The organism is Bradyrhizobium sp. ERR14 (genome assembly GCF_014198235.1).
Lineage (GTDB): Bacteria > Pseudomonadota > Alphaproteobacteria > Rhizobiales > Xanthobacteraceae > Bradyrhizobium.
Genome location: NZ_JACIHD010000020.1, coordinates 20,561 through 38,752, shown reverse-complemented (window position 1 = coordinate 38,752; position 18,192 = coordinate 20,561). Strand labels below are relative to the sequence as shown.

Below are 18,192 nucleotides of genomic sequence, written 5' to 3'. Positions count from 1 at the left end.
AGGTAAAGAAAAACGGGGCCCGTGAGGGCCCCGCAAAACTCAGCAGCTTGTCCGCGATCTTACTTGATCTTGGCTTCGCGGAATTCGACGTGCTTGCGCGCCACGGGATCGTACTTCTTCTTGACCAGCTTGTCGGTCATGGTGCGCGAATTCTTCTTGGCGACGTAGTAGAAGCCGGTGTCGGCCGAGGACACGAGCTTGACCTTGATGGTGACCGCTTTGGCCATGTTCAGAACCTCAGAAATGAAGGGAATCTGGAGCCGGCCAAACGGCCCGCGTTGGCCGGCAACCTAGCCAGAAACCGCCTGATGTCAAGGTTTCGAAGCGTTTTCAAGCGAAGTGGGCACCGGTTCGCGTCAAGAAAACGCGTCAAAAACAACAACCTAGAGCCCCCGTACGGGGCTCTAGCGGCAAAAGCCCCCCAAAACGGCCCGATTACCCCTCGAAGAACCGGTTTTTCGGCCGCGGCAGGCCCAGATTCTCCCTCAAAGTGGGCCCTTCATACTCTTTCCGGAAAATCCCGCGCCGCTGCAGCTCCGGGACGACCTTGTCGACGAAATCGTCGAGGCCGGCGGGCAGGAACGGGAACATGATGTTGAAGCCGTCGGAGCCGCGCCCGACCAGCCATTCCTCCATCTGGTCGGCGATGGTTTTGGCCGTGCCGACGAAGGACAGCCCGCCATAGCCGCCGACGCGCTGGGCGAGCTGGCGCACGGTGAGCTTGTCGCGCTTGGCGAGGTCGACCATGCGCTGCCGGCCGCTCTTGCTGGCGTTGGTCTCGGGGATGTCAGGCAGTTGGCCGTCGGGGTCGAAGCCCGAGGCATCGGTGCCGAGGATGACCGAGAGCGAGGCGATGGCGCTGTCGTAATGCACGCGGCTGTCGAGCAGCGTGCGCTTCTCTTTGGCCTCATCGACGCTGTCGCCGACCACCACGAATGCGCCGGGCAGGATCTTCAGATGCTCGGGATCGCGGCCGATCCTCTCCATGCGGCCCTTGACGTCGGCATAGAGCTTTTGTCCGTCGGCGAGGCTGCCGCCGCCGGTGAACACGGCTTCCGCCGTCTCTGCCGCGAGCTGCTTGCCATCTTCGGAGGCGCCGGCCTGCACGATCACCGGCCAGCCCTGCACGGGACGGGCAATGTTGAGGGGGCCGCGCACCTTCAGATATTTGCCGTTGTGGTCGAGCGTGTGCATCTTCGCGGGATCGAAAAATAGCCCGCTCTCGACATCGCGCACGAAGGCATCGTCGGCGAAGGAATCCCACAGGCCCGTGACGACATCGTAGAACTCACGTGCGCGCTTGTAGCGCTCGGCATGCTCCATGTGGTCGTCGAGGCCGAAATTCAGGGCCGCGTCCGGGTTCGATGTCGTGACGATGTTCCAGCCGGCGCGGCCGCCGCTGAGATGATCGAGCGAGGCGAAGCGGCGCGCGACGTGATAGGGTTCGTCAAACGTGGTCGAGCCCGTCGCGATCAGGCCGATCCGCTCGGTGACGGCCGAGAGCGCCGACAGCAGGGTGAACGGTTCGAACGAGGTCACCGTGTGGCTGCGCTTGAGCGCATTGACCGGCATGTTCAGCACGGCGAGGTGATCGGCCATGAAGAAGGCGTCGAACTTGCCGGCCTCGAGCTTCTGGATCAGCGTCTTGATGTGCGAGAAGTTGAAATTGGCGTCCGGCCAGGCCCCGGGATAGCGCCAGGCGCCGGTGTGGATGCTGATCGGGCGCATGAACGCGCCAAGCTTGAGTTGCCGTTGTGCCATCGCCCGGTGTCCGTTCTTGGTGACGCTCGGGAAGACATAGGCATGCGGCGGAACTCCGCCATCGGGGGAGGCGGGAAGATTTTTTCGTTTTTCGACCAAACCTCAGCACGTTCGCGTCATTCCGGGCCGCCACGTCGCGGCGAGATGCAATTGCGCATCTGAGAATCGATCAAGCCGCAGACACCGAGGCGAGAGGACTACTGCCGCCGAGCCCTTTGATCGAAGGCGCTCAGCACGGCGAGCGTCATCGCGCTGACGCCGGTCTGGATGGTCGGTTTCGGCACCGGGGCGAATTGCGGCGAGTGATTGCCGGGAAGCGGCGGGCCGCTGCCATTGCGCGCGGCGGCGACGCGGTCGGGCTCATAAACGCCGATGTTGAAGAACATCGACGGCACGCCGGCGTTGACATATTCCGAGTAGTCTTCGCTGGTCGTGTTCGCAGGGCTGACGTTGAACTTGTCGCCGAAGGCCGCTTTCAGCACCCGCTCGGCCTGGCCGACCACACCGGCATCGTTCACCACCGCCTTGGTCCCTTCGTCGAGGTGGATTTCAGGCGCCGGTGCATCCGCCATCGCCGCCACCGCTTTCGCCGTCCGCTCGATCCCGGCCAGCATCCTCGCGCGCACCTGCGGCTTGAAGCTGCGGATCGTGCCGATCACCCTGGCCTCGTCGGGGATGATGTTGCCGGCGGTGCCGGCGTGGATCGCGCCGATGGTGACAAGGCCGAATTCGGTCGGGTCCTTCTCGCGGCTGATCACGCTCTGGACGTCGACGACGAAGCGCGATGCCATCATCACGGGATCGATCGTCGCCTGCGGGATCGCGCCATGGCCGCCGCGGCCGACGAATCTGATGAACAGACCGTCGACATTCGACGATCCGACCCCGACCCTGTAGGTGACGGAGCCGTAGGCTCCACTGCTGTCGTGCAGGGCAAACCCCGCATCGGGTTTCGGAAAGCGGGTGAACAGGCCATCGGCGATCATCGCCCTTGCGCCCGCGACCTCTTCCTCGGCGGGCTGCGCGATGAACATCAGCGTACCGTGCCACTGGTCCTTGATGCCGACCAGGGTCTTCGCCGTGCCGACCCAGCTCGCCATGTGGATGTCATGGCCGCAGCTATGGGCGACGAATGTCTCGCGGCCCTGCCAGATCTGCTTGTCGCGGCTGGCATAGGGCAGGCCGGTCTTCTCCTCCATGGGCAGCGCATCGAGCTCGGTGCGAACCATGATGGTGGGACCGTCACCGTTCCTGTAGATGGCAACAAGGCCCGTCTTGCCGACGTGCTCGGTGACTTCAAAACCAATCGCACGCATCTCACCGGCGAGTTTCGCCGCGGTCTTCTCCTCCTGGAAGGCAATCTCGGGATGGGCGTGGATGTCCTTATAGAGCGCGTCGAGCTTCGGGTATTCGCTCTCGAAGGCGGTCTCGATGGTTTGCTTCAATCTGGCGACGTCGAGCTCCGCACGGGCGGGCGGCGAGAGCAGGCCGCACAACGCCACGGAAGCGAGCAGAGGCCTTACGAAGCGCATCATCCGATCCTCCGGTTGTTCAAGCGCTCTTTCCCTTCACCTAGCACATCTCGTCGCATCCTTCCGCCATAGAAATGGAAGAACGGCACCGGCGCATCGCGGCGGAGCGGGCTGTAGCGTTGAGCAGCTTGCGCGTCATCGGATGCAGATCGGTGAGCGCTTTTGAGCCGAGCTCGACCCAGAGCAGCTTGACCAGCCCCGCATCGAGGCGTCACGTCGAACCAATCCGCTGCTCGCGCCGACCAAGCCATGACCCCGCGAGGAGACGCTTCAATGGCCGGCGCAATGACCGTGGACGGCGGCATCGTCCGCATCGACCGGCCCATGCCATGGGTCGGCCGGCTGTTGTCGCTGCCGCTGCTGGCGGCAAGTGGCTATCTGCTGTGGAACGTTGCGCTCGGCCTGCGCCAGGACTTTTTCGGTTTTGGAAGGCTCGCCGACGATCTCGTGCCGGTGCTGGTGTTCACGGGGTTCGGGCTGCTCGTCGGCATCCCCGGCATCATCCTGCTGACGTTCCGCTACTTCGTCGTGCTCAACGAGACGCTGCGCCAGATCGTGATCACCAGGCAGTTCGGCCCGCTGAACATCCGCTCGTCGCGCAGTCTCGCCGACTATCACTTCATCAGCGTCACCGACGACTACGACACGGATCTGACGACGTACGACGTCAATCTCTGCGGCAACAAGGGCATCGAGCCGATCACGCTTCAGAGCTTCACGCGTCGTGAGGAGGCCGATCAGCTCGCAAGCGAGATCGGCCGCGTCCTCAAGCTGCCGGCGCGCGATTATGTCGGCACCGAGCCGGACGCGGACTGACTAGCCCAAAATATCCTTCTGCATCTTGCCGCCGTAGAAATGGAAGAACGGGACTGGCGCATCGTGGCGCAGCGGGCCGGTGGCAAGGCGGGTATGGAGCTCGTTGAGCACGTTGCGCGTCATCGGATGCAAATCGGCCAGCGGCTTCGAGCCGAGCTCGACCCAGACCAGCTCGACCAGTTCGGCATCGGCATGGATCACGCCGTCGACGCGGTGGGTGATCGCGGAGGCGTCCGCGGTGAAGAAGCGCGTGTCGAACCGCTTGACGCGGCCGGGTGGGGTGATCGCGCGCGCGATCAGGAACAGGCTGGAGGGATCGGGCAGGAGGCCTGCATCGGCGAACGGCTTCCAGGGCCCGTCGAGCTTTGTCACTTTGCCCTCGGCCGTGCGCCCGAGGCAGAGACCGGTTTCTTCGCAGGCCTCGCGGATCGCGGCAATGGCGAGCGACTTCGCGCGCGAGGCCGGCGTCTTCGGGCTGCCCTTGGCGAGATTGGCCTCCAGCTCGGCGGTGATGGGCGCAGCGCAGGGCACGCGATAGTCGGCCTTGTCGACGCGTCCGCCCGGGAAGACGAACTTGCCGGGCATGAACACCACCTTGTCGTGGCGCTTGCCGACCAGCACCTTCGGAATGGCGCCGCTGCGGTCGACCAGGATCAGCGTTGCCGCATCCCTCGGACGGAAATAGGGATGATGATCGGCTTCCTTTTCCTCGTGGACCTTGGCCTTCTCCGCGACCTGCGCAATATCCGTCATGTCCTCACCCAAACGCTTTTTGCTTCTTGCTTACACAGGCGGAATACCATCCGGAGGGTTCTCGTCAAACCCGTGCATGAGCAGAGCCCATTGCAGGCCGACCACAGCTCCCTTGACCGGCTGCAGCAGCGCAAGCGAGGCGACGAAGGTGAAGGGCAGATAGGCCGCGAAGCTGAGCCAGACCGGCGTCGTGTAATTGGTCTCGATCCAGAGGATCGTGGGCACCACGATGTGACCGACGATGACGATGACGAGATAGGCGGGCAGATCGTCGGCGCGGTGCGGCGTGAAATCGAGGCCGCAGCTGGCGCAATCGTCTGATGTCTTCAGGAAGGCGCGGAACAATCTGCCTTCGCCACAGCGCGGGCAGCGGCCGCGAAAGCCGCGCTTCATCGCCGTCCATAGATCGCGCTTCTCGACGAGACCCGTCTCGCGCGTCCAGATTTTTGGGGCCGTGCTCATCGTCACCATGCTTTGCCCTTTTTACCGCCGCCTTTTCCCTTGTTCTTTCCTTTATTCTTTCCCTGGCCCTTCGGTTTGCCGGATTTTGGCTTCGGCGGCTTGCGTTTTCTATCCGGGCCGCGTCCGGGATGCGCCTTGAATGAGGGGCGGCGCTGCGGACCGGATGACCTGCGTTCGCGCGGCGCGGTCTCACTGGAGGACGACAGCAGCTCGAAGCGCAGCGCGCCCGCGATCGGCGCTGCTTCGATCAGGCGGACGTCGACCACGTCCCCCAGCTGATACATGGTGCGGCTGCGCGTGCCGACGAGGGCGTGTCGGCCCTCGTCATAGTTGAAATATTCCGTGCCGAGGGATCGGATCGGGATCAGGCCGTCCGCACCAGTCTCAGCGAGCTTGACGAACAGGCCGGCGCGGGTGACGCCGGAGACCCGGCCCTGGAAACTCGCGCCGATGCGATCAGCCAGGTGATGGGCAATGAGCCGGTCGACGGTCTCGCGTTCCGCCTTCATCGCGCGCCGCTCGGTCACCGAGATGTGGGCTGCGACCTCGCTTAAGGTTTCCGGCGTCTCGCTGTCGGGCAGGGCGCCTTCGCCGAGGCCGACCGCGCGGACCAGCGCGCGATGCACCACGAGGTCGGCATAGCGGCGGATCGGCGAAGTGAAATGCGCGTAGCGGCGCAAATTCAGGCCGAAGTGCCCGTAATTCTCCGAGGAGTATTCGGCCTGCGCCTGGGCGCGCAGCACCACTTCGCTGACCAAGGGATAGTAATCGTGGCCCTCGAGCTGGGCCAGCACGCGGTTGAATGTGGTGGGACGCAGCGCGCCTGATTTGGCGAAGGGAACGTCGAGCGTCTCCAGGAATTCCGCGAGCGCGTGGACCTTCTCCAAGGTCGGCTCGTCGTGCACGCGGTAGATCAGCGGGAGCGACTTCTTCTCCAGCATCTCGGCCGCCGCGACGTTGGCGAGGATCATGAACTCCTCGATCAGCTTGTGCGCATCGAGCCGCTCAGGGACGACGACGCGGTCGACCGTGCCGTCGCTCTTCAAGAGGATCTTGCGCTCGGGCAGATCGAGATTGAGCGGATCGCGCTCGTCGCGCGCGCGCTTGGCGCAGGCATAGGCGGCGTAGAGCGGTTTCAAGATTGGATCGAGCAGGGGGCCGGTGGTGTCGTCGGGCCGTCCGTCGATCGCGGCCTGCGCCTGCGCGTAGCTCAGCTTTGCCGCCGAGCGCATCAGGATGCGGTGGAAGCTGTGCGAGCGCTTGCGACCGTCGGGGCCGAGCACCATGCGCACCGCGAGCGCGCCACGCGGCTCGCCCGGCACCAGCGAGCAGAGATCGTTGGAGATGCGCTCGGGCAGCATCGGTACGACGCGGTCGGGGAAGTAGACCGAATTGCCGCGGTCGAGCGCGTCGCGGTCGAGCGCGCTGCCCGGCCGGACGTAGAAGCTGACATCGGCAATGGCTACGTTGACGATGAAGCCGCCCTTGTTGTTGGGATCGGGATCGGCCTCAGCATGCACCGCGTCGTCATGATCCTTGGCGTCGGGCGGATCGATGGTGAGAAGCGGCACGTCGCGCCAATCCTCGCGGCCCTTCAGGTTCGCGGGCTCAGCGGCTTCTGCCTCGCGCTCGGCGGCAGGCAAGAATTGCAGCGGGATGTCGTGGGCGTAGATCGCGATCAGGCTGATCGCCTTCTCCGACTTGACCGAGCCGAGCTTCTCTTTCACGCGGCCGGACGCCAGCCCAAAGCTGCGCGTTCGGACGATGTCGACACTGACGAGATCGCCGTCCTGCGCGCCGTGCGTGTCGGCCGCGGCGATGTTCAGCTCGCGGTCGGCGGACTTCTTGTCGACGGGGACGAGCCGTCCGCCGCCTTCGGGAAGCGCGCGGAACACGCCGAGGATGCGGCTCTTGGCCTTGTCGAAGACCTTGATGATGTGGCCGCGATAGGCCGGGCCTTCGGTGTCGTCCGTGCGCTCGACGCGCAGCAGCACGCGGTCGCGGACGCCGGCGACGGTGCCTGGCTTCGGCCGGCGCGGCATCTGGATGCGGATTTTGGGGGGCTCGCCACTCTCGACCTCGTCCCATTCGGTGGGGGAGGCGATCAATTCGCCGTCGGCGTCGCGGCCGGTAATGTCGGCGACCAGCGTCGGCGGCAGCGCGTCCGGCTCGGACACCTTGTGGCGCTTCTTCTTGATGGTTCCGTCGTCGGCGAGCTCGCGCAATATGCGCTTGAGCTCGACGCGATCGGCGTTCTTCAGGCCGAACTCGCGCGCAATTTCGCGGGTCCCGACCTTTCCGGGATTTGCCTTGATGAAGGCGACGATGGCTTGCCTGTCGGGAAAGCCACGGTCATTCTTGCGTTTCACTTAACCTCTAATTCTTGATCTCAAGTCTTGCCGGCGCTCTTCTTGGCCGGAGCCTTGGGGGCGGCGGCCTTGGTCGGCGACGTTTTTGCGGTCGACGACACGGCTGCGCGCGCCTTGCTGGTGGATTCGGATTTGGTTTTGGCCGCCTTCTTCGCGGCGGCCTTTTTCGGTTTCGGTGCGGCGTCATCGCCGTCCGCAGCCTTCTCCGTAGTCTTCTTGGCCTTGGCCGGCTTCGCCGCCTTCTTCGGCTTCTTGCCGCCGCCTTTGGCTGCGCGCTCGTCGATCAGCGCAATCGCCTGGGCCAGCGTGACGGTGTCCTTTTCGAACTCGGCGGGGATCGTCGCGTTGACGCCGCCCGCGGTGACATAGGCGCCGTAGCGGCCGCTCTTCACGGTGACGGTGCCGAGCGAGGGATGATCGCCGATCGCCTTGCCGGGATCGGCGCCGAACCGGCGGCTCGGGCCCTTGGCGACCTTTTCCGCGATCAGCGTCACTGCGCGGTTGAGGCCGATGTCGAACACTTCGTCGCCGGCCTCCAGGCTGGCATAGGTCTTCTCATGCTTGACGAACGGCCCGAAGCGGCCGAGGCCTGCGGTGATCGGCTGGCCGGTCTCCGGATGCTTGCCGATCTCGCGCGGCAGCGACAATAGCTTCAGCGCAAGCTCGAGCTCGACATCGCCGGGCGAGGTGCCCTTCGGAATGCCGGCGCGCTTCGGCTTCTCGCCTTCCTCATAATCCTTCTGCTCGCCGAGCTGGATATAGGGCCCGAAGCGGCCGGCCTTGACCCAGACATCGCGACCCGTCTCGGGGTCCTGGCCGAGCGAACGGTCAGCGGTCGCTTCGCCATCGGCGGCGAGCTGACGGGTGTAGCGGCACTCCGGATAATTCGAGCAGCCGACGAAGGCGCCGAACTTGCCGGCCTTGAGATTCAGCCGGCCATTGCCGCAGCTCGGGCACTGCCTGATATCGCCGCCATCCGTGCGGGGCGGATAGATGTGCTGGCCCAGCATCTCGTCGAGCACGTCGAGCACCTGGGCTACGCGCAGATCCTTGATTTCGTCGACGGCGCCGATGAAGCCCGTCCAGAAATCCTTCAGCACCTGCTGCCAGGAGATCTCGTTGTTGGAGATGCGGTCGAGCTGCTCTTCGAGACCGGCCGTAAAATCGTATTCGACGTAGCGGGCGAAGAAGCTCTCGAGGAACGCGATCACGACGCGGCCCTTGTCCTCGCCGTGCAGGCGCTTCTTCTCCAGCTTGACGTAGCCGCGGTCCTTCAGCACCTGCAGGATCGAGGCATAGGTCGAGGGCCGGCCGATGCCGAGCTCTTCCATGCGCTTGACCAGCGAAGCCTCGGAGAAGCGCGGCGGCGGCTCGGTGAAATGCTGCGTGACGGACAGGCTCTGCCGCTTGAGCGCGTCGTTCGGGCTCATCGCGGGCAGGCGGCGGGAATCCTCGTCCTCCTCGTCGTCGCGGCCTTCCTGGTAGAGCGCGAGGAAGCCGTCGAACTTGACCACCTGGCCGGTGGCACGCAGCTCCAGCGTGCGGGAGCCTGCCTTCGCCGTGATGTCGACGGTGGTGCGCTCCAGCTCGGCCGATTCCATCTGGCTCGCGATGGTGCGCTTCCAGATCAGCTCATAGAGTTTAGCCTGATCGGCATCGAGCTTGCGGCTCATGCTGTCGGGGCGGCGCGACATGTCGGTCGGGCGGATCGCTTCGTGCGCTTCCTGGGCGTTCTTGGCCTTGGCCTGGTACTGGCGCGGCGCGTCCGGCACGTAGGCGTTGCCGTAATCCTCGCCGATCACCTTGCGCGCCTGGGTGATCGCCTCGGGGGCGATCTGCACGCCGTCGGTACGCATATAAGTAATGAGTCCGGTGGTCTCGCCGCCGATGTCGATGCCCTCATAAAGGCGCTGGGCGATGCGCATCGTGTGCGCCGGCGCAAAGCCGTATTTGCGGCTGGCTTCCTGCTGCAGCGTCGAGGTGGTGAAGGGCGCCTGCGGATTGCGCCGGGCCGGCTTCGCATCGACCGAGGTCACGGTGTAGGCGGCCGTCTCCAGCGCCTTCTTGAAGTCTTCGGCTTCCGCGCCGGTTCCGATGTCGAGGCGCTGGATCTTCTTGCCGTCGGCGCCGACCAGGCGGGCCTCGAACGCATCGCCGCGCGGGGTGAGCAGGGTCGCGATCAGCGACCAATATTCGCGCGCGACGAACTTCTCGATCTCGAGTTCGCGGTCGCAGACGAGGCGCAGCGCCACCGACTGCACGCGGCCGGCGGAGCGGGCGCCCGGCAGCTTGCGCCACAGCACCGGGGAGAGGGTGAAGCCGACCAGATAGTCCAGCGCCCGGCGCGCCATATAGGCGTCGACCAGCGCGCCGTCGATCTGGCGCGGATGCTTCATCGCGTCCGAGACCGCCTGCTTGGTGATGGCGTTGAACACCACCCGCTCGATCTTCTGGTCCTTCAGCGCACGCTTTTCCTTCAGCACCTCGAGCACGTGCCAGGAGATGGCCTCGCCCTCGCGATCAGGGTCGGTGGCGAGAATCAGGCGGTCGGCGTTCTTCAGGGACTTGGCGATGTCGTTGAGCCGGCCGGCCGCCTTGGGGTCGACCTCCCAGATCATCTTGAAATTGGCGTCGGGATCGACGGAGCCGTTCTTCGCGGGCAGGTCGCGGACATGGCCGAACGAGGCCAGAACCTCATAGGACGAGCCCAAATATTTGTTGATCGTCTTGGCTTTCGCCGGCGACTCCACAATGACGATATTCATGTAGTTCCAGTAACTTACGGGAAAATCTGAGGCCGAAAACGAAAGGACTCGGGTCGGCCGTTTCGCCCCGAACATGGGTGGTGAGGCCCTCGCTGTCAAATCGAAGGCTGTTGAAAGCCGCCCGGATGGGAAAAGTTTCATATCGAGAAAGTTGCAAAATACCACCTTGGAGTTGCGATCGCTATCGGCGTAATGTTTCCGCGGGGCATGGATTCGGGTGGGGTCTGGTGACTAGGCCGGGAAAGAAACGGGCGCGCGCCGCATCAGGCGCGCCGGGAGGCTCGCGTCACGAGGAACCGGGGGAGGGCGGCGTGGACGAGGCCGTCGCCTTCATCGCCGAGCAGGTCGGGGCCTTGCGCAAGCTCGCCGAGCGCCACAAGCTCGACGTGCTGCATTATCTCCTGGGCATGACCAAGCTCGAGGCCGACGAGCATCTGAGGCTGCGGAGCAAGCGCAAGCTGTCGTGAGGGCATTATCCAACCCGTCATCCTGAGGCGCGAGTGGCGCGATGCAAGGCATCGCGCCGGGAGCCTCGAAGGATGCACGGCCGGGATGCAGCCGGGCCGTCGCCCTTCGAGGCTCGCCGAAGAGGCGAGCACCTCAGGGTGACGGTGCAAGATATGGGCGCCGTTCTATCCCCGTCATTTGCGAGCGCAGCGACTTGTCCGCCGAAGCCTTGGCGAAGGCGGAAGCAATCCAGAGTCTTTCCGCGGCGGCAGTCTGGATTGCTTCGTCGCAAGGGTTCCTCGCATTGACGGTGTGGCGAGAGCCGGGCTCGTCACGCCGACCGCCGTCGCGACGCCGGCCGTGGCTTCAGAGTCGTATCCGCCGGGCTAAGCAGCCGGCCATCCTCCGCGCGCATTTCCAGCTTCTTCACCGGGCGGCCCTTGGCGCGATCCACCAAAATGGTCGCGATCTCCTCAGGCGCGTCGTCGAACTCCTCGCTCCATTGCCTGAGCGCCACCAGGATCGGGAAGGTGCCGCGGCCCTTCGGCGTCAGCACATATTCCTGGTAGGCGCTGCCGTCGGAGGCGGGGGCGGTTGCCAGGATGCCGTGGTCGACCAGCGAGCGCAGCCGGACCGACAAAATATTCTTGGCCATGCCGAGCTTGCTCTGGAATTCGCCGAAGCGGCGCAGGCCGAACAGCGCCTCGCGGATGATCAGCAGCGACCACCAATCGCCGAGCGCGTCCAGCGACCTCGCGATCGGGCAGGCATCGCCCTCGAAGCTGGTTCGTTTCACCATCGTTCCGGTCCTGTCGCGTTCGCACGATCGGTGTGCCGATCACGCGCTTGTGTGGTTGCATGATAAAACCATGTGCCCTAGATGGCAACATAGTTTTATGATGCAACCACTGGAGGCGAACGTGAGACTGAAGAACAAGACGGCCCTGATCACCGGCGGCAACAGCGGCATTGGCCTTGCGACCGCAAAACTGTTCGTGGCCGAAGGCGCCAAGGTGGTGATCACCGGACGCAACAAACAGACGCTGGAGGCGGCGGCCAAGGAGCTCGGGCCGAACGCGCTCGCGCTCGCCGCGGACGCCACCGACATCGCCGCGACGGAAGCTGCGATCAAGCAGGGCGCCGAGAAGTTCGGCAAGTTCGACATCGTGTTCGCCAACGCCGGCATCGCCGGCGGCACGCCGCTCGGCTCGGCCACGCTCGAGGTCTTCGAGAAGGTCATCAGCACGAACCTGACAAGCGTATTCTTCACGGTGCAGGCGGCACTGCCTTATCTCAGCGACAATGCCTCGATCATCCTCAACGGCTCGGTGATCTCAGTCCTCGGCATTCCCGGCTACTCGGCTTACGGCGCCGCGAAGGCCGGCGTGCGCGCGATGGCGCGGATCATGGCCTCGGAGCTGTCGCCGCGCGGCATCCGCGTCAACGTGGTCGCCCCCGGCGCGACCCGCACGCCGATCTGGGGACCTGCAACGGCAACACCGGAAGCCGAGAAGGCGTTCGAGAAACGGATCGCGCTGTCGACGCCTCTGGGGCGCATCGGCGAAACCGATCACGTTGCGAAGACGGTGCTGTTCCTCGCCTCCGATGATTCCGCGCACGTACAAGGCCAGGAGATCTTCGTCGACGGCGGCGCGGTGGCCTCGCCGAGCGGCGCGCCGATCTATCGCGGTTGATCGCTCCTCCGAGCCTTAAGTCGTCCGGCGCAGATCGTGTGTTGCGCCGGACGGTTCTGCGCTCGCGAGGACTATGCCGCGCGCAGGCTGGTGGCTGCCTGAAGGGCGCCGGCCAGCGACTTCTCGCGGTGGTCCGGGCCGACCTGGACTCCGTCGGCCGGAATGAATTCGACGCCGGTGATGCCCATGAAGCCGAACACCCAGCGCAGATAGGTTTCGAGATGCTCGCCGGCCGCATACGGCGTCTCCGCGCCATAATAGCCGCCGCGCGAGATCGCCACGATCACGCGCTTGCCGCCGGCGAGCCCCTCGGGCCCGGCTGCGCCGTATTTGAAGGTCTTCCCCACCACCAGGATGCGATCGATCCAGGCCTTGAGCTGGCTGGGAATGGTGAAGTTGTACATGGGCGCGCCGATCACGACGATGTCGGCGGCCAGGAACTCATCCAGCGCAGCTGCGCTCGCGGCGAGGTCGGGTCCGAGTTCCGCCGGCGCGGGCGCGCCTTGCGCGGCGGCGAGGTGCGATCCCGAGAGGTGGGCCAGCGGGGTCTGGGTCAGGTCGCGATAAGTGATGTCCAGTGAGGGCGTCGCCTGCCGGAGCCGGTCGACGATGGCGGCAGAGACCTGCCTGGAGACGGAGTGGGGGCCGAGCACGCTGGAGTCGAGATGAAGCAGTTTCATTTGGGGTCACCCTGGTATAAGTTTGTAACCAGAGCTACATGAGTGACTATCGAAAACCCCGCAAGAACGCACTTTTTTGAGCCATGGGCACATCTTTGAAACCTAGGAACACTGGTTTTCCTGCGACGCCGAGGCCCGATCCAATGCCGCATCCCGACCATGCGGACTGCCGTGGGGTCGCCTCCGTGCTTTCTCGCGTCGGTGACAAATGGAGCGTGTTCGTCATCATGATGCTGAGCGACGGGCCGAAGCGCTTCAACGAGCTTAAGCGCATGATCAACGGCATCTCGCAGCGCATGCTGACATTGACGCTGCGGGGGCTGGAGCGCGACGGCCTCGTTACGCGCACGATCTTCCCCACCATCCCGCCGCGGGTCGACTATGAGTTGACCGATCTCGGCCGTGGTCTCCAACAGCCGGTGAAGGCGCTCGGCGAGTGGGCGATCGCGCATCAGCAGCAGATCGCGGCGGCGCGGACGAAGTTCGACGAGCGCAACGAGAGCTAAAGCAGCGACACCAGCCCGCCGCCGTGACGCTCCAGCTTGCCGGCGAGCTCGAGCTCCAGCAGCACGGTGCGCACGATCGCAGGTGAGGCGCCGCACATCCGCACGAGATCGTCGATCGAGATCGGGGTGGGGCCGAGCAGGCCGGTGATCTGGTTGCGGTCATGGCTTTGCGGATCGCTCTCGAACGGCTCGCTGTCGGGCTCGCTGACGGGGTGCATCAGCGGCCGCTCCATGATCGGTGCGACAGCGTTGATGATGTCGGCAGCTTCCGTGACGAGGGTCGCGCCCTGCTTGATCAGATCATTGGCGCCGGCGGCACGCGGATCGAGTGGCGAGCCCGGCACCGCGAACACCTCGCGGCCCTGTTCGGCCGCCATGCGCGCGGTGATCAGCGAGCCCGAGCGGTGCGCCGCTTCCACCACGACGACGCCGAGCGAGGCGCCCGAGATCAGGCGGTTGCGGCGGGGAAAGTCGCGGGCGCGCGGGTCGTGGCCGAGTGGCATCTCGGAAATCGCAGCGCCGGCGTGGTCGAGGATCGCTGCGAGCAGGTCGCCATGCTCGGGCGGATAGATGCAATCATGTCCACCGGCGAGCACCGCGATCGTGCCGCTTGCGACGCTGGCGCGATGGGCGGCCTGATCGACGCCGCGGGCGAGCCCTGAGATGACGATGAATCCGGCTTCGCCGAGCTCGCGCGCCAGCAGGCCTGCGAATTTCAGCCCGGCGCCGGAGGCGTTGCGCGAGCCGACGATGGCGATCATCGGCCGCATCAAGGTCTTCGTATCGCCGCGCACCGCGAGCAGCGGCGGCGCATCGTCGATCATCGCCAGCCGGGCCGCATAGCCGTCCTCGCCGGGTGCGCGCCAGGCGATGCCGAATTTGCGGCTGGCGGCGAGCTCGGCCCTGGCCTCGTCCGCGCTATAGATGCGCCCAGACCGCTGCGCGCCGCCGCGGCGCGCCAGATCAGGCAGCCGCTCCAGTGCGGCGCGCGGGCTGCCGAAATGATCGACCAGCGAACGGAAGGTGCGCGGTCCGACATTGTCGGAGCGGATCAGCCGCATGCGGTCGATCCGCTCAGCTTCGGTCAGCTCCACGCTCGGATTGATGGCGTCCACGGCGTCTCCTTGTGGCCGCAGCATGGAACAACCTGAGGGCGTTGCGCAACAGCGGCGTGCGCTTGCGTGGCCTCGCCCCGATGCTAAAAGCGATCCCAATAAGAAGGGTATTGCCATGATCTCACTCGCCGACCTCCAGCGCCGCATCGAAGCGGGCGAGCTCTCGCCCGATGCCGCCATCGCCCAGTCGCATGCGGCGATCGAGGCCAAAGAGAAGGACGTTCGCGCCTTCGTCCGTCATGACAAATCCGCGAAGGCGCAGGCCTCCGGCCCGCTGCGGGGCATCGCGGTTGGCATCAAGGACATCATCGACACCGCCAATATGCCGACCGAGATGGGCTCGGAGATCTATCGCGGCTGGCAGCCGCGCAGCGATGCGCCTGTTGTCATGATGCTGAAGCGGGCAGGCGCCACCATCATCGGCAAGACCACGACCACGGCGTTTGCCTCGCGCGATCCGACCCCGACGCTCAATCCGCATAATCTCGGCCATTCGCCGGGCGGCTCGTCCTCGGGCTCTGCGGCAGCGGTCGGTGCCGGCATGATCCCGCTGGCGCTGGGCACCCAGACCGGCGGCTCGGTGATCCGGCCCGCGGCCTATTGCGGGACGGCCGCGATCAAGCCGTCGTTCCGGATGCTGCCGACGGTCGGCGTGAAGTGCTATTCGTGGGCGCTCGACACGGTCGGCCTGTTCGGCGCGCGTGCGGAGGATCTTGCGCGCGGACTTTTGGCGATGACGGGCCGCACCGAGTTTTCCGGCATCGTCCCGGCCAAGGCGCCACGCATTGCCGTCGTCCGGCAGGAATTTGCCGGTGCCGTGGAACCGGCGGCCGAAGAAGGCTTGCAGGCCGCGATCAAGGCGGCGGAGCGCGCCGGGGCCAGCGTGCAGGCCATTGATCTGCCCGAGGCGGTGCGGGAGGCCTGGCGCATCCATCCCATTGTCCAGGATTTCGAGGCGCATCGCGCGCTGGCCTGGGAGTTTTCCGAACGTCACGACGAGATCGCGCCGATGCTGCGGGCAAGCCTCGATGCCACCGCCCATCTGACGCCGAAGGAATATGACGAGGCACGCCGGATCAGCCGTCGTGGCCGCCGCGAGCTCGGCGAATTGTTCGAGGGCGTCGACGTGCTCCTGACCTATTCCGCGCCCGGCACCGCGCCGGCCAAGGAGCTCGCGACGACAGGCGATCCTCGCTACAACCGGCTGTGGACGCTGATGGGCAATCCTTGCGTCAACGTGCCGGTGCTGAAGGCGGGCGGCCTGCCGATCGGCGTGCAGGTGATCGCGCGCTTCGGCGACGATCCGGTCGCACTCGCGGCGGCATGGTTCCTGGAGAACGCGATGGCGAAGTCAGGCTAGCGCGGGTTCGGACGCGACAAGGGACTGGGCCGGCTCGGCGAGCGGCGCGTCGGCCTTTGCATCTTGCCTGAGTCAGCGCTCGGCAGCGGCGCGACCGCTTCGGTGCAACAGCCGGATGAAGCTGTGGCCGAGATCCGTCGATGAGCGCTGCGCCAGGCCGTCAACGGAATCTTCTGCCGCGATCCGGGTGAGCCGCAACGAAGATGCTGCATGCGCCTGCGCCCAGGCGATCGCGGCGATCTCGGCATTGAGGGCGGCATTGGCCGCGATCTGGTCGAGCCGGCGGTCGATCGCGGCGAGCGTGATCGGCACGTAGCTGTCGCGCGCCGGCGTGACCTGGACGAGCAGGACATCGGACGTCGTCGTGTCCTGCGCCAGCCGCAGCAAGGGCGGGTTGCCGCCAAAGCCGCCGTCCCAATAGGCTTCGCCCTCGATCTCGACGGCGCAGTGAACCAGGGGCGGACAGGTCGAGGCCAGCGCGACGTCGGCGGTGATGGCGTCGTTGCGGAAGATGTGCTGCTGCCCGTCGCGGATCCGTGTCGCCGCGATCAAGAGCTTCGGGCAGTCCTGATTGAGCAGCGCGGCGAAATTGATGTCGCGCGACAGCGCCTGTCGCAGCGGATCGAGATCGAAAGGATCGAACTGGCCGGAGCGCAGCGTCGGACCGAACGCGACCGAGCTTCCCGCCGGCGAGAAGCCACCGACCAGCATCAGCGAGCGGAACGAGGCCTCGTGCAGCAGGCGGAGCCAGAACCGGCTCAGTCGTGCCCGTGCCGCTTCGCGGCCGCCTTCGGCAAGGCCGGAGGCGAGCAGGAGCGCATTGATGGCGCCGGCACTGGCGCCGCTGATGGTGTCGATCTCGATCGGCTCTTCCAGCAGCCGCTCCAGCACGCCCCAGGTGAAGGCGGCAAAGGTGCCGCCGCCCTGCAGCGCCAGCGAGAGTCTTCGGGGTGGCCATTGGCGGGAGCGCGTCTGCTCGACCCGGGCAGCCGTCGCTACGACCTCGACCGGCGCAGATAGTGGCATGACGGGAGCGGGCGGCGAAACGGCGGCGGGCTTCGGCGCTGGAGGCGGTGCGGGCGCATCGGACCAAATGCTGGTCATCGACAGCAGTCGGCTTGCCGCAGTGCCCTGCGAGCTACCGTCATCGTGCGTGCCGTCAATCTTCTCGCTCATTCTGAGCAACCGTGTAACGCCATTTGCTCTGTCAGGATGACAGGCATGGAACCCGTTCGCTACGGCTGGCTGCGGGTCGGCGGCGAGTTGCGAACAGGATTTGACATATAATGCAGAAGGTCGCTTCGATATCCGTAGATGTCCGGCTTCAAGCCTTCTCGCCGATCCGGCTCTCCTTGCCGGTCTGCAAGCGCTTGATGTTCTCGCGGTGCGCGTAGAACAGCAGCAGCGTCAGCAGTGCCGTCAGCGCCGACAAGGCGAGATGCCCGAACCACCACAGGAACATCGGCGTGACGAACGCCGCCACCAGCGCGGAGAGCGAGGAGTAGCGGGTGGTGAAGGCGGTCGCCAGCCAGATCAGGCAGAACACGACGGCGCCGGGCCAGAACAGGCCGATCAGGATGCCGATATAGACGGCCACGCCCTTGCCGCCCCGGAACTTGAGCCAGACCGGGAACAGATGGCCGAGGAACGCGCCGAGCCCGGCGACCATCGCGGCATTGGGTCCCGCAATGTAGCCGGCGATCACCACGGCCACGGTGCCCTTGAGGGCGTCGAACAGCAGGGTGCCCGCGGCAAGGCTCTTGCGTCCCGTGCGCAGCACATTGGTGGCGCCGATGCTGCCGGAGCCGATCGAGCGAATATCCTGGGTGCCGGCGAGCCGGGTTAGGACCAGCCCGAACGGGATCGAGCCGAGGAGGTAGCCGATGACGAAGGCCACCGGCAAAAATGCTTCAAGCCCCATGGCGGCAGCTC

16 protein-coding genes and 2 pseudogenes are annotated in these 18,192 nt (G+C 65.6%); 5 read left to right on the top strand and 13 right to left on the bottom strand.

Features of this window, described 5'->3' with window-relative positions; translation table 11 throughout:
* Positions 1-59: 59 nt before the first annotated feature.
* From rpmG to GGD62_RS41140, 4 genes and pseudogenes are all read right to left on the bottom strand, one after another.
* Positions 60-227 carry a 50S ribosomal protein L33 gene (gene rpmG, locus GGD62_RS33255; protein ID WP_007603295.1) on the bottom strand — a complete coding sequence of 56 codons (168 nt, stop codon included), beginning with the start codon at positions 225-227 and terminating at the stop codon, positions 60-62.
* A gap of 208 nt (positions 228-435) precedes the next feature.
* Positions 436-1,761, bottom strand: a complete 1,326-nt coding sequence (locus tag GGD62_RS33250) for an LLM class flavin-dependent oxidoreductase (protein ID WP_183712397.1) — start codon at positions 1,759-1,761, stop codon at positions 436-438.
* A gap of 197 nt (positions 1,762-1,958) precedes the next feature.
* Positions 1,959-3,296 carry an amidohydrolase gene (locus tag GGD62_RS33245; RefSeq protein ID WP_183712395.1) on the bottom strand — a complete coding sequence of 446 codons (1,338 nt, stop codon included), beginning with the start codon at positions 3,294-3,296 and terminating at the stop codon, positions 1,959-1,961.
* Positions 3,293-3,498 (bottom strand): annotated as a pseudogene (locus tag GGD62_RS41140) (hypothetical protein); the annotation flags it as partial. The gene GGD62_RS33245 and the pseudogene GGD62_RS41140, both read right to left, overlap by 4 nt.
* Positions 3,499-3,566: 68 nt before the next feature.
* On the opposite strand from GGD62_RS41140, the gene GGD62_RS33240 reads away from it, so the two are divergent.
* Entirely contained in the window at positions 3,567-4,109 is a 543-nt protein-coding gene (locus tag GGD62_RS33240; protein ID WP_183712393.1) for a hypothetical protein, read from the top strand.
* Here GGD62_RS33240 and GGD62_RS33235 read toward each other — a convergent pair whose 3' ends face one another.
* The 4 genes from GGD62_RS33235 to topA are packed head-to-tail and all read right to left on the bottom strand — an operon-like array spanning position 4,110 to position 10,458.
* Positions 4,110-4,862, bottom strand: coding sequence for an NUDIX domain-containing protein (locus tag GGD62_RS33235; protein ID WP_183234501.1), 753 nt, complete (start codon positions 4,860-4,862; stop codon positions 4,110-4,112).
* Positions 4,863-4,892: 30 nt separating this feature from the next.
* Positions 4,893-5,333, bottom strand: a complete 441-nt coding sequence (locus tag GGD62_RS33230; RefSeq protein WP_183712391.1) for a DUF983 domain-containing protein — start codon at positions 5,331-5,333, stop codon at positions 4,893-4,895.
* Complete coding sequence (gene rnr, locus GGD62_RS33225; protein ID WP_183712389.1) at positions 5,327-7,693, bottom strand: ribonuclease R; 2,367 nt, start codon at positions 7,691-7,693, stop codon at positions 5,327-5,329. Before rnr ends, GGD62_RS33230 begins: the two co-directional genes overlap by 7 nt.
* A gap of 20 nt (positions 7,694-7,713) precedes the next feature.
* The gene (topA, locus tag GGD62_RS33220; protein ID WP_183712387.1) at positions 7,714-10,458 is read right to left on the bottom strand and encodes a type I DNA topoisomerase; all 2,745 of its coding nucleotides are present in this window, start codon (positions 10,456-10,458) and stop codon (positions 7,714-7,716) included.
* Between the two features lie 311 nt (positions 10,459-10,769).
* Here topA and GGD62_RS41135 point away from each other — a divergent pair, with 311 nt between their 5' ends.
* Complete coding sequence (locus GGD62_RS41135) at positions 10,770-10,925, top strand: hypothetical protein (RefSeq protein ID WP_246776467.1); 156 nt, start codon at positions 10,770-10,772, stop codon at positions 10,923-10,925.
* A gap of 311 nt (positions 10,926-11,236) precedes the next feature.
* Here GGD62_RS41135 and GGD62_RS33210 read toward each other — a convergent pair whose 3' ends face one another.
* Positions 11,237-11,704, bottom strand: coding sequence for a helix-turn-helix domain-containing protein (locus GGD62_RS33210; RefSeq protein ID WP_018321112.1), 468 nt, complete (start codon positions 11,702-11,704; stop codon positions 11,237-11,239).
* 121 nt (positions 11,705-11,825) lie between these two features.
* Between GGD62_RS33210 and GGD62_RS33205 the strand changes: the two genes are divergently transcribed.
* Complete coding sequence (locus GGD62_RS33205; RefSeq protein ID WP_026202489.1) at positions 11,826-12,599, top strand: SDR family oxidoreductase; 774 nt, start codon at positions 11,826-11,828, stop codon at positions 12,597-12,599.
* Between the two features lie 71 nt (positions 12,600-12,670).
* Here GGD62_RS33205 and GGD62_RS33200 read toward each other — a convergent pair whose 3' ends face one another.
* Positions 12,671-13,279, bottom strand: coding sequence for an FMN-dependent NADH-azoreductase (locus GGD62_RS33200; protein ID WP_092257623.1), 609 nt, complete (start codon positions 13,277-13,279; stop codon positions 12,671-12,673).
* A gap of 83 nt (positions 13,280-13,362) precedes the next feature.
* Between GGD62_RS33200 and GGD62_RS33195 the strand changes: the two genes are divergently transcribed.
* Positions 13,363-13,785: a helix-turn-helix domain-containing protein gene (locus GGD62_RS33195; RefSeq protein WP_183712383.1), complete on the top strand. Its 423-nt coding sequence runs from the start codon at positions 13,363-13,365 to the stop codon at positions 13,783-13,785.
* Here GGD62_RS33195 and dprA read toward each other — a convergent pair.
* Positions 13,782-14,924: a DNA-processing protein DprA gene (dprA, locus tag GGD62_RS33190; RefSeq protein WP_183712381.1), complete on the bottom strand. Its 1,143-nt coding sequence runs from the start codon at positions 14,922-14,924 to the stop codon at positions 13,782-13,784. The two genes, GGD62_RS33195 and dprA, sit on opposite strands and share 4 nt — an antisense overlap.
* A 91-nt stretch (positions 14,925-15,015) precedes the next feature.
* On the opposite strand from dprA, the gene GGD62_RS33185 reads away from it, so the two are divergent.
* The gene (locus GGD62_RS33185) at positions 15,016-16,260 is read left to right on the top strand and encodes an amidase (RefSeq protein WP_183712379.1); all 1,245 of its coding nucleotides are present in this window, start codon (positions 15,016-15,018) and stop codon (positions 16,258-16,260) included.
* Here the strand turns inward: GGD62_RS33185 and GGD62_RS33180 are convergent.
* Together GGD62_RS33180 and plsY are read right to left on the bottom strand one after the other, a co-directional pair.
* A pseudogene (locus GGD62_RS33180) lies at positions 16,252-17,436 on the bottom strand (patatin-like phospholipase family protein). The gene GGD62_RS33185 and the pseudogene GGD62_RS33180 sit on opposite strands and share 9 nt — an antisense overlap.
* A gap of 148 nt (positions 17,437-17,584) precedes the next feature.
* Entirely contained in the window at positions 17,585-18,181 is a 597-nt protein-coding gene (gene plsY, locus GGD62_RS33175; protein ID WP_092257610.1) for a glycerol-3-phosphate 1-O-acyltransferase PlsY, read from the bottom strand.
* Between the last annotated feature and the right edge of the window lie 11 nt (positions 18,182-18,192).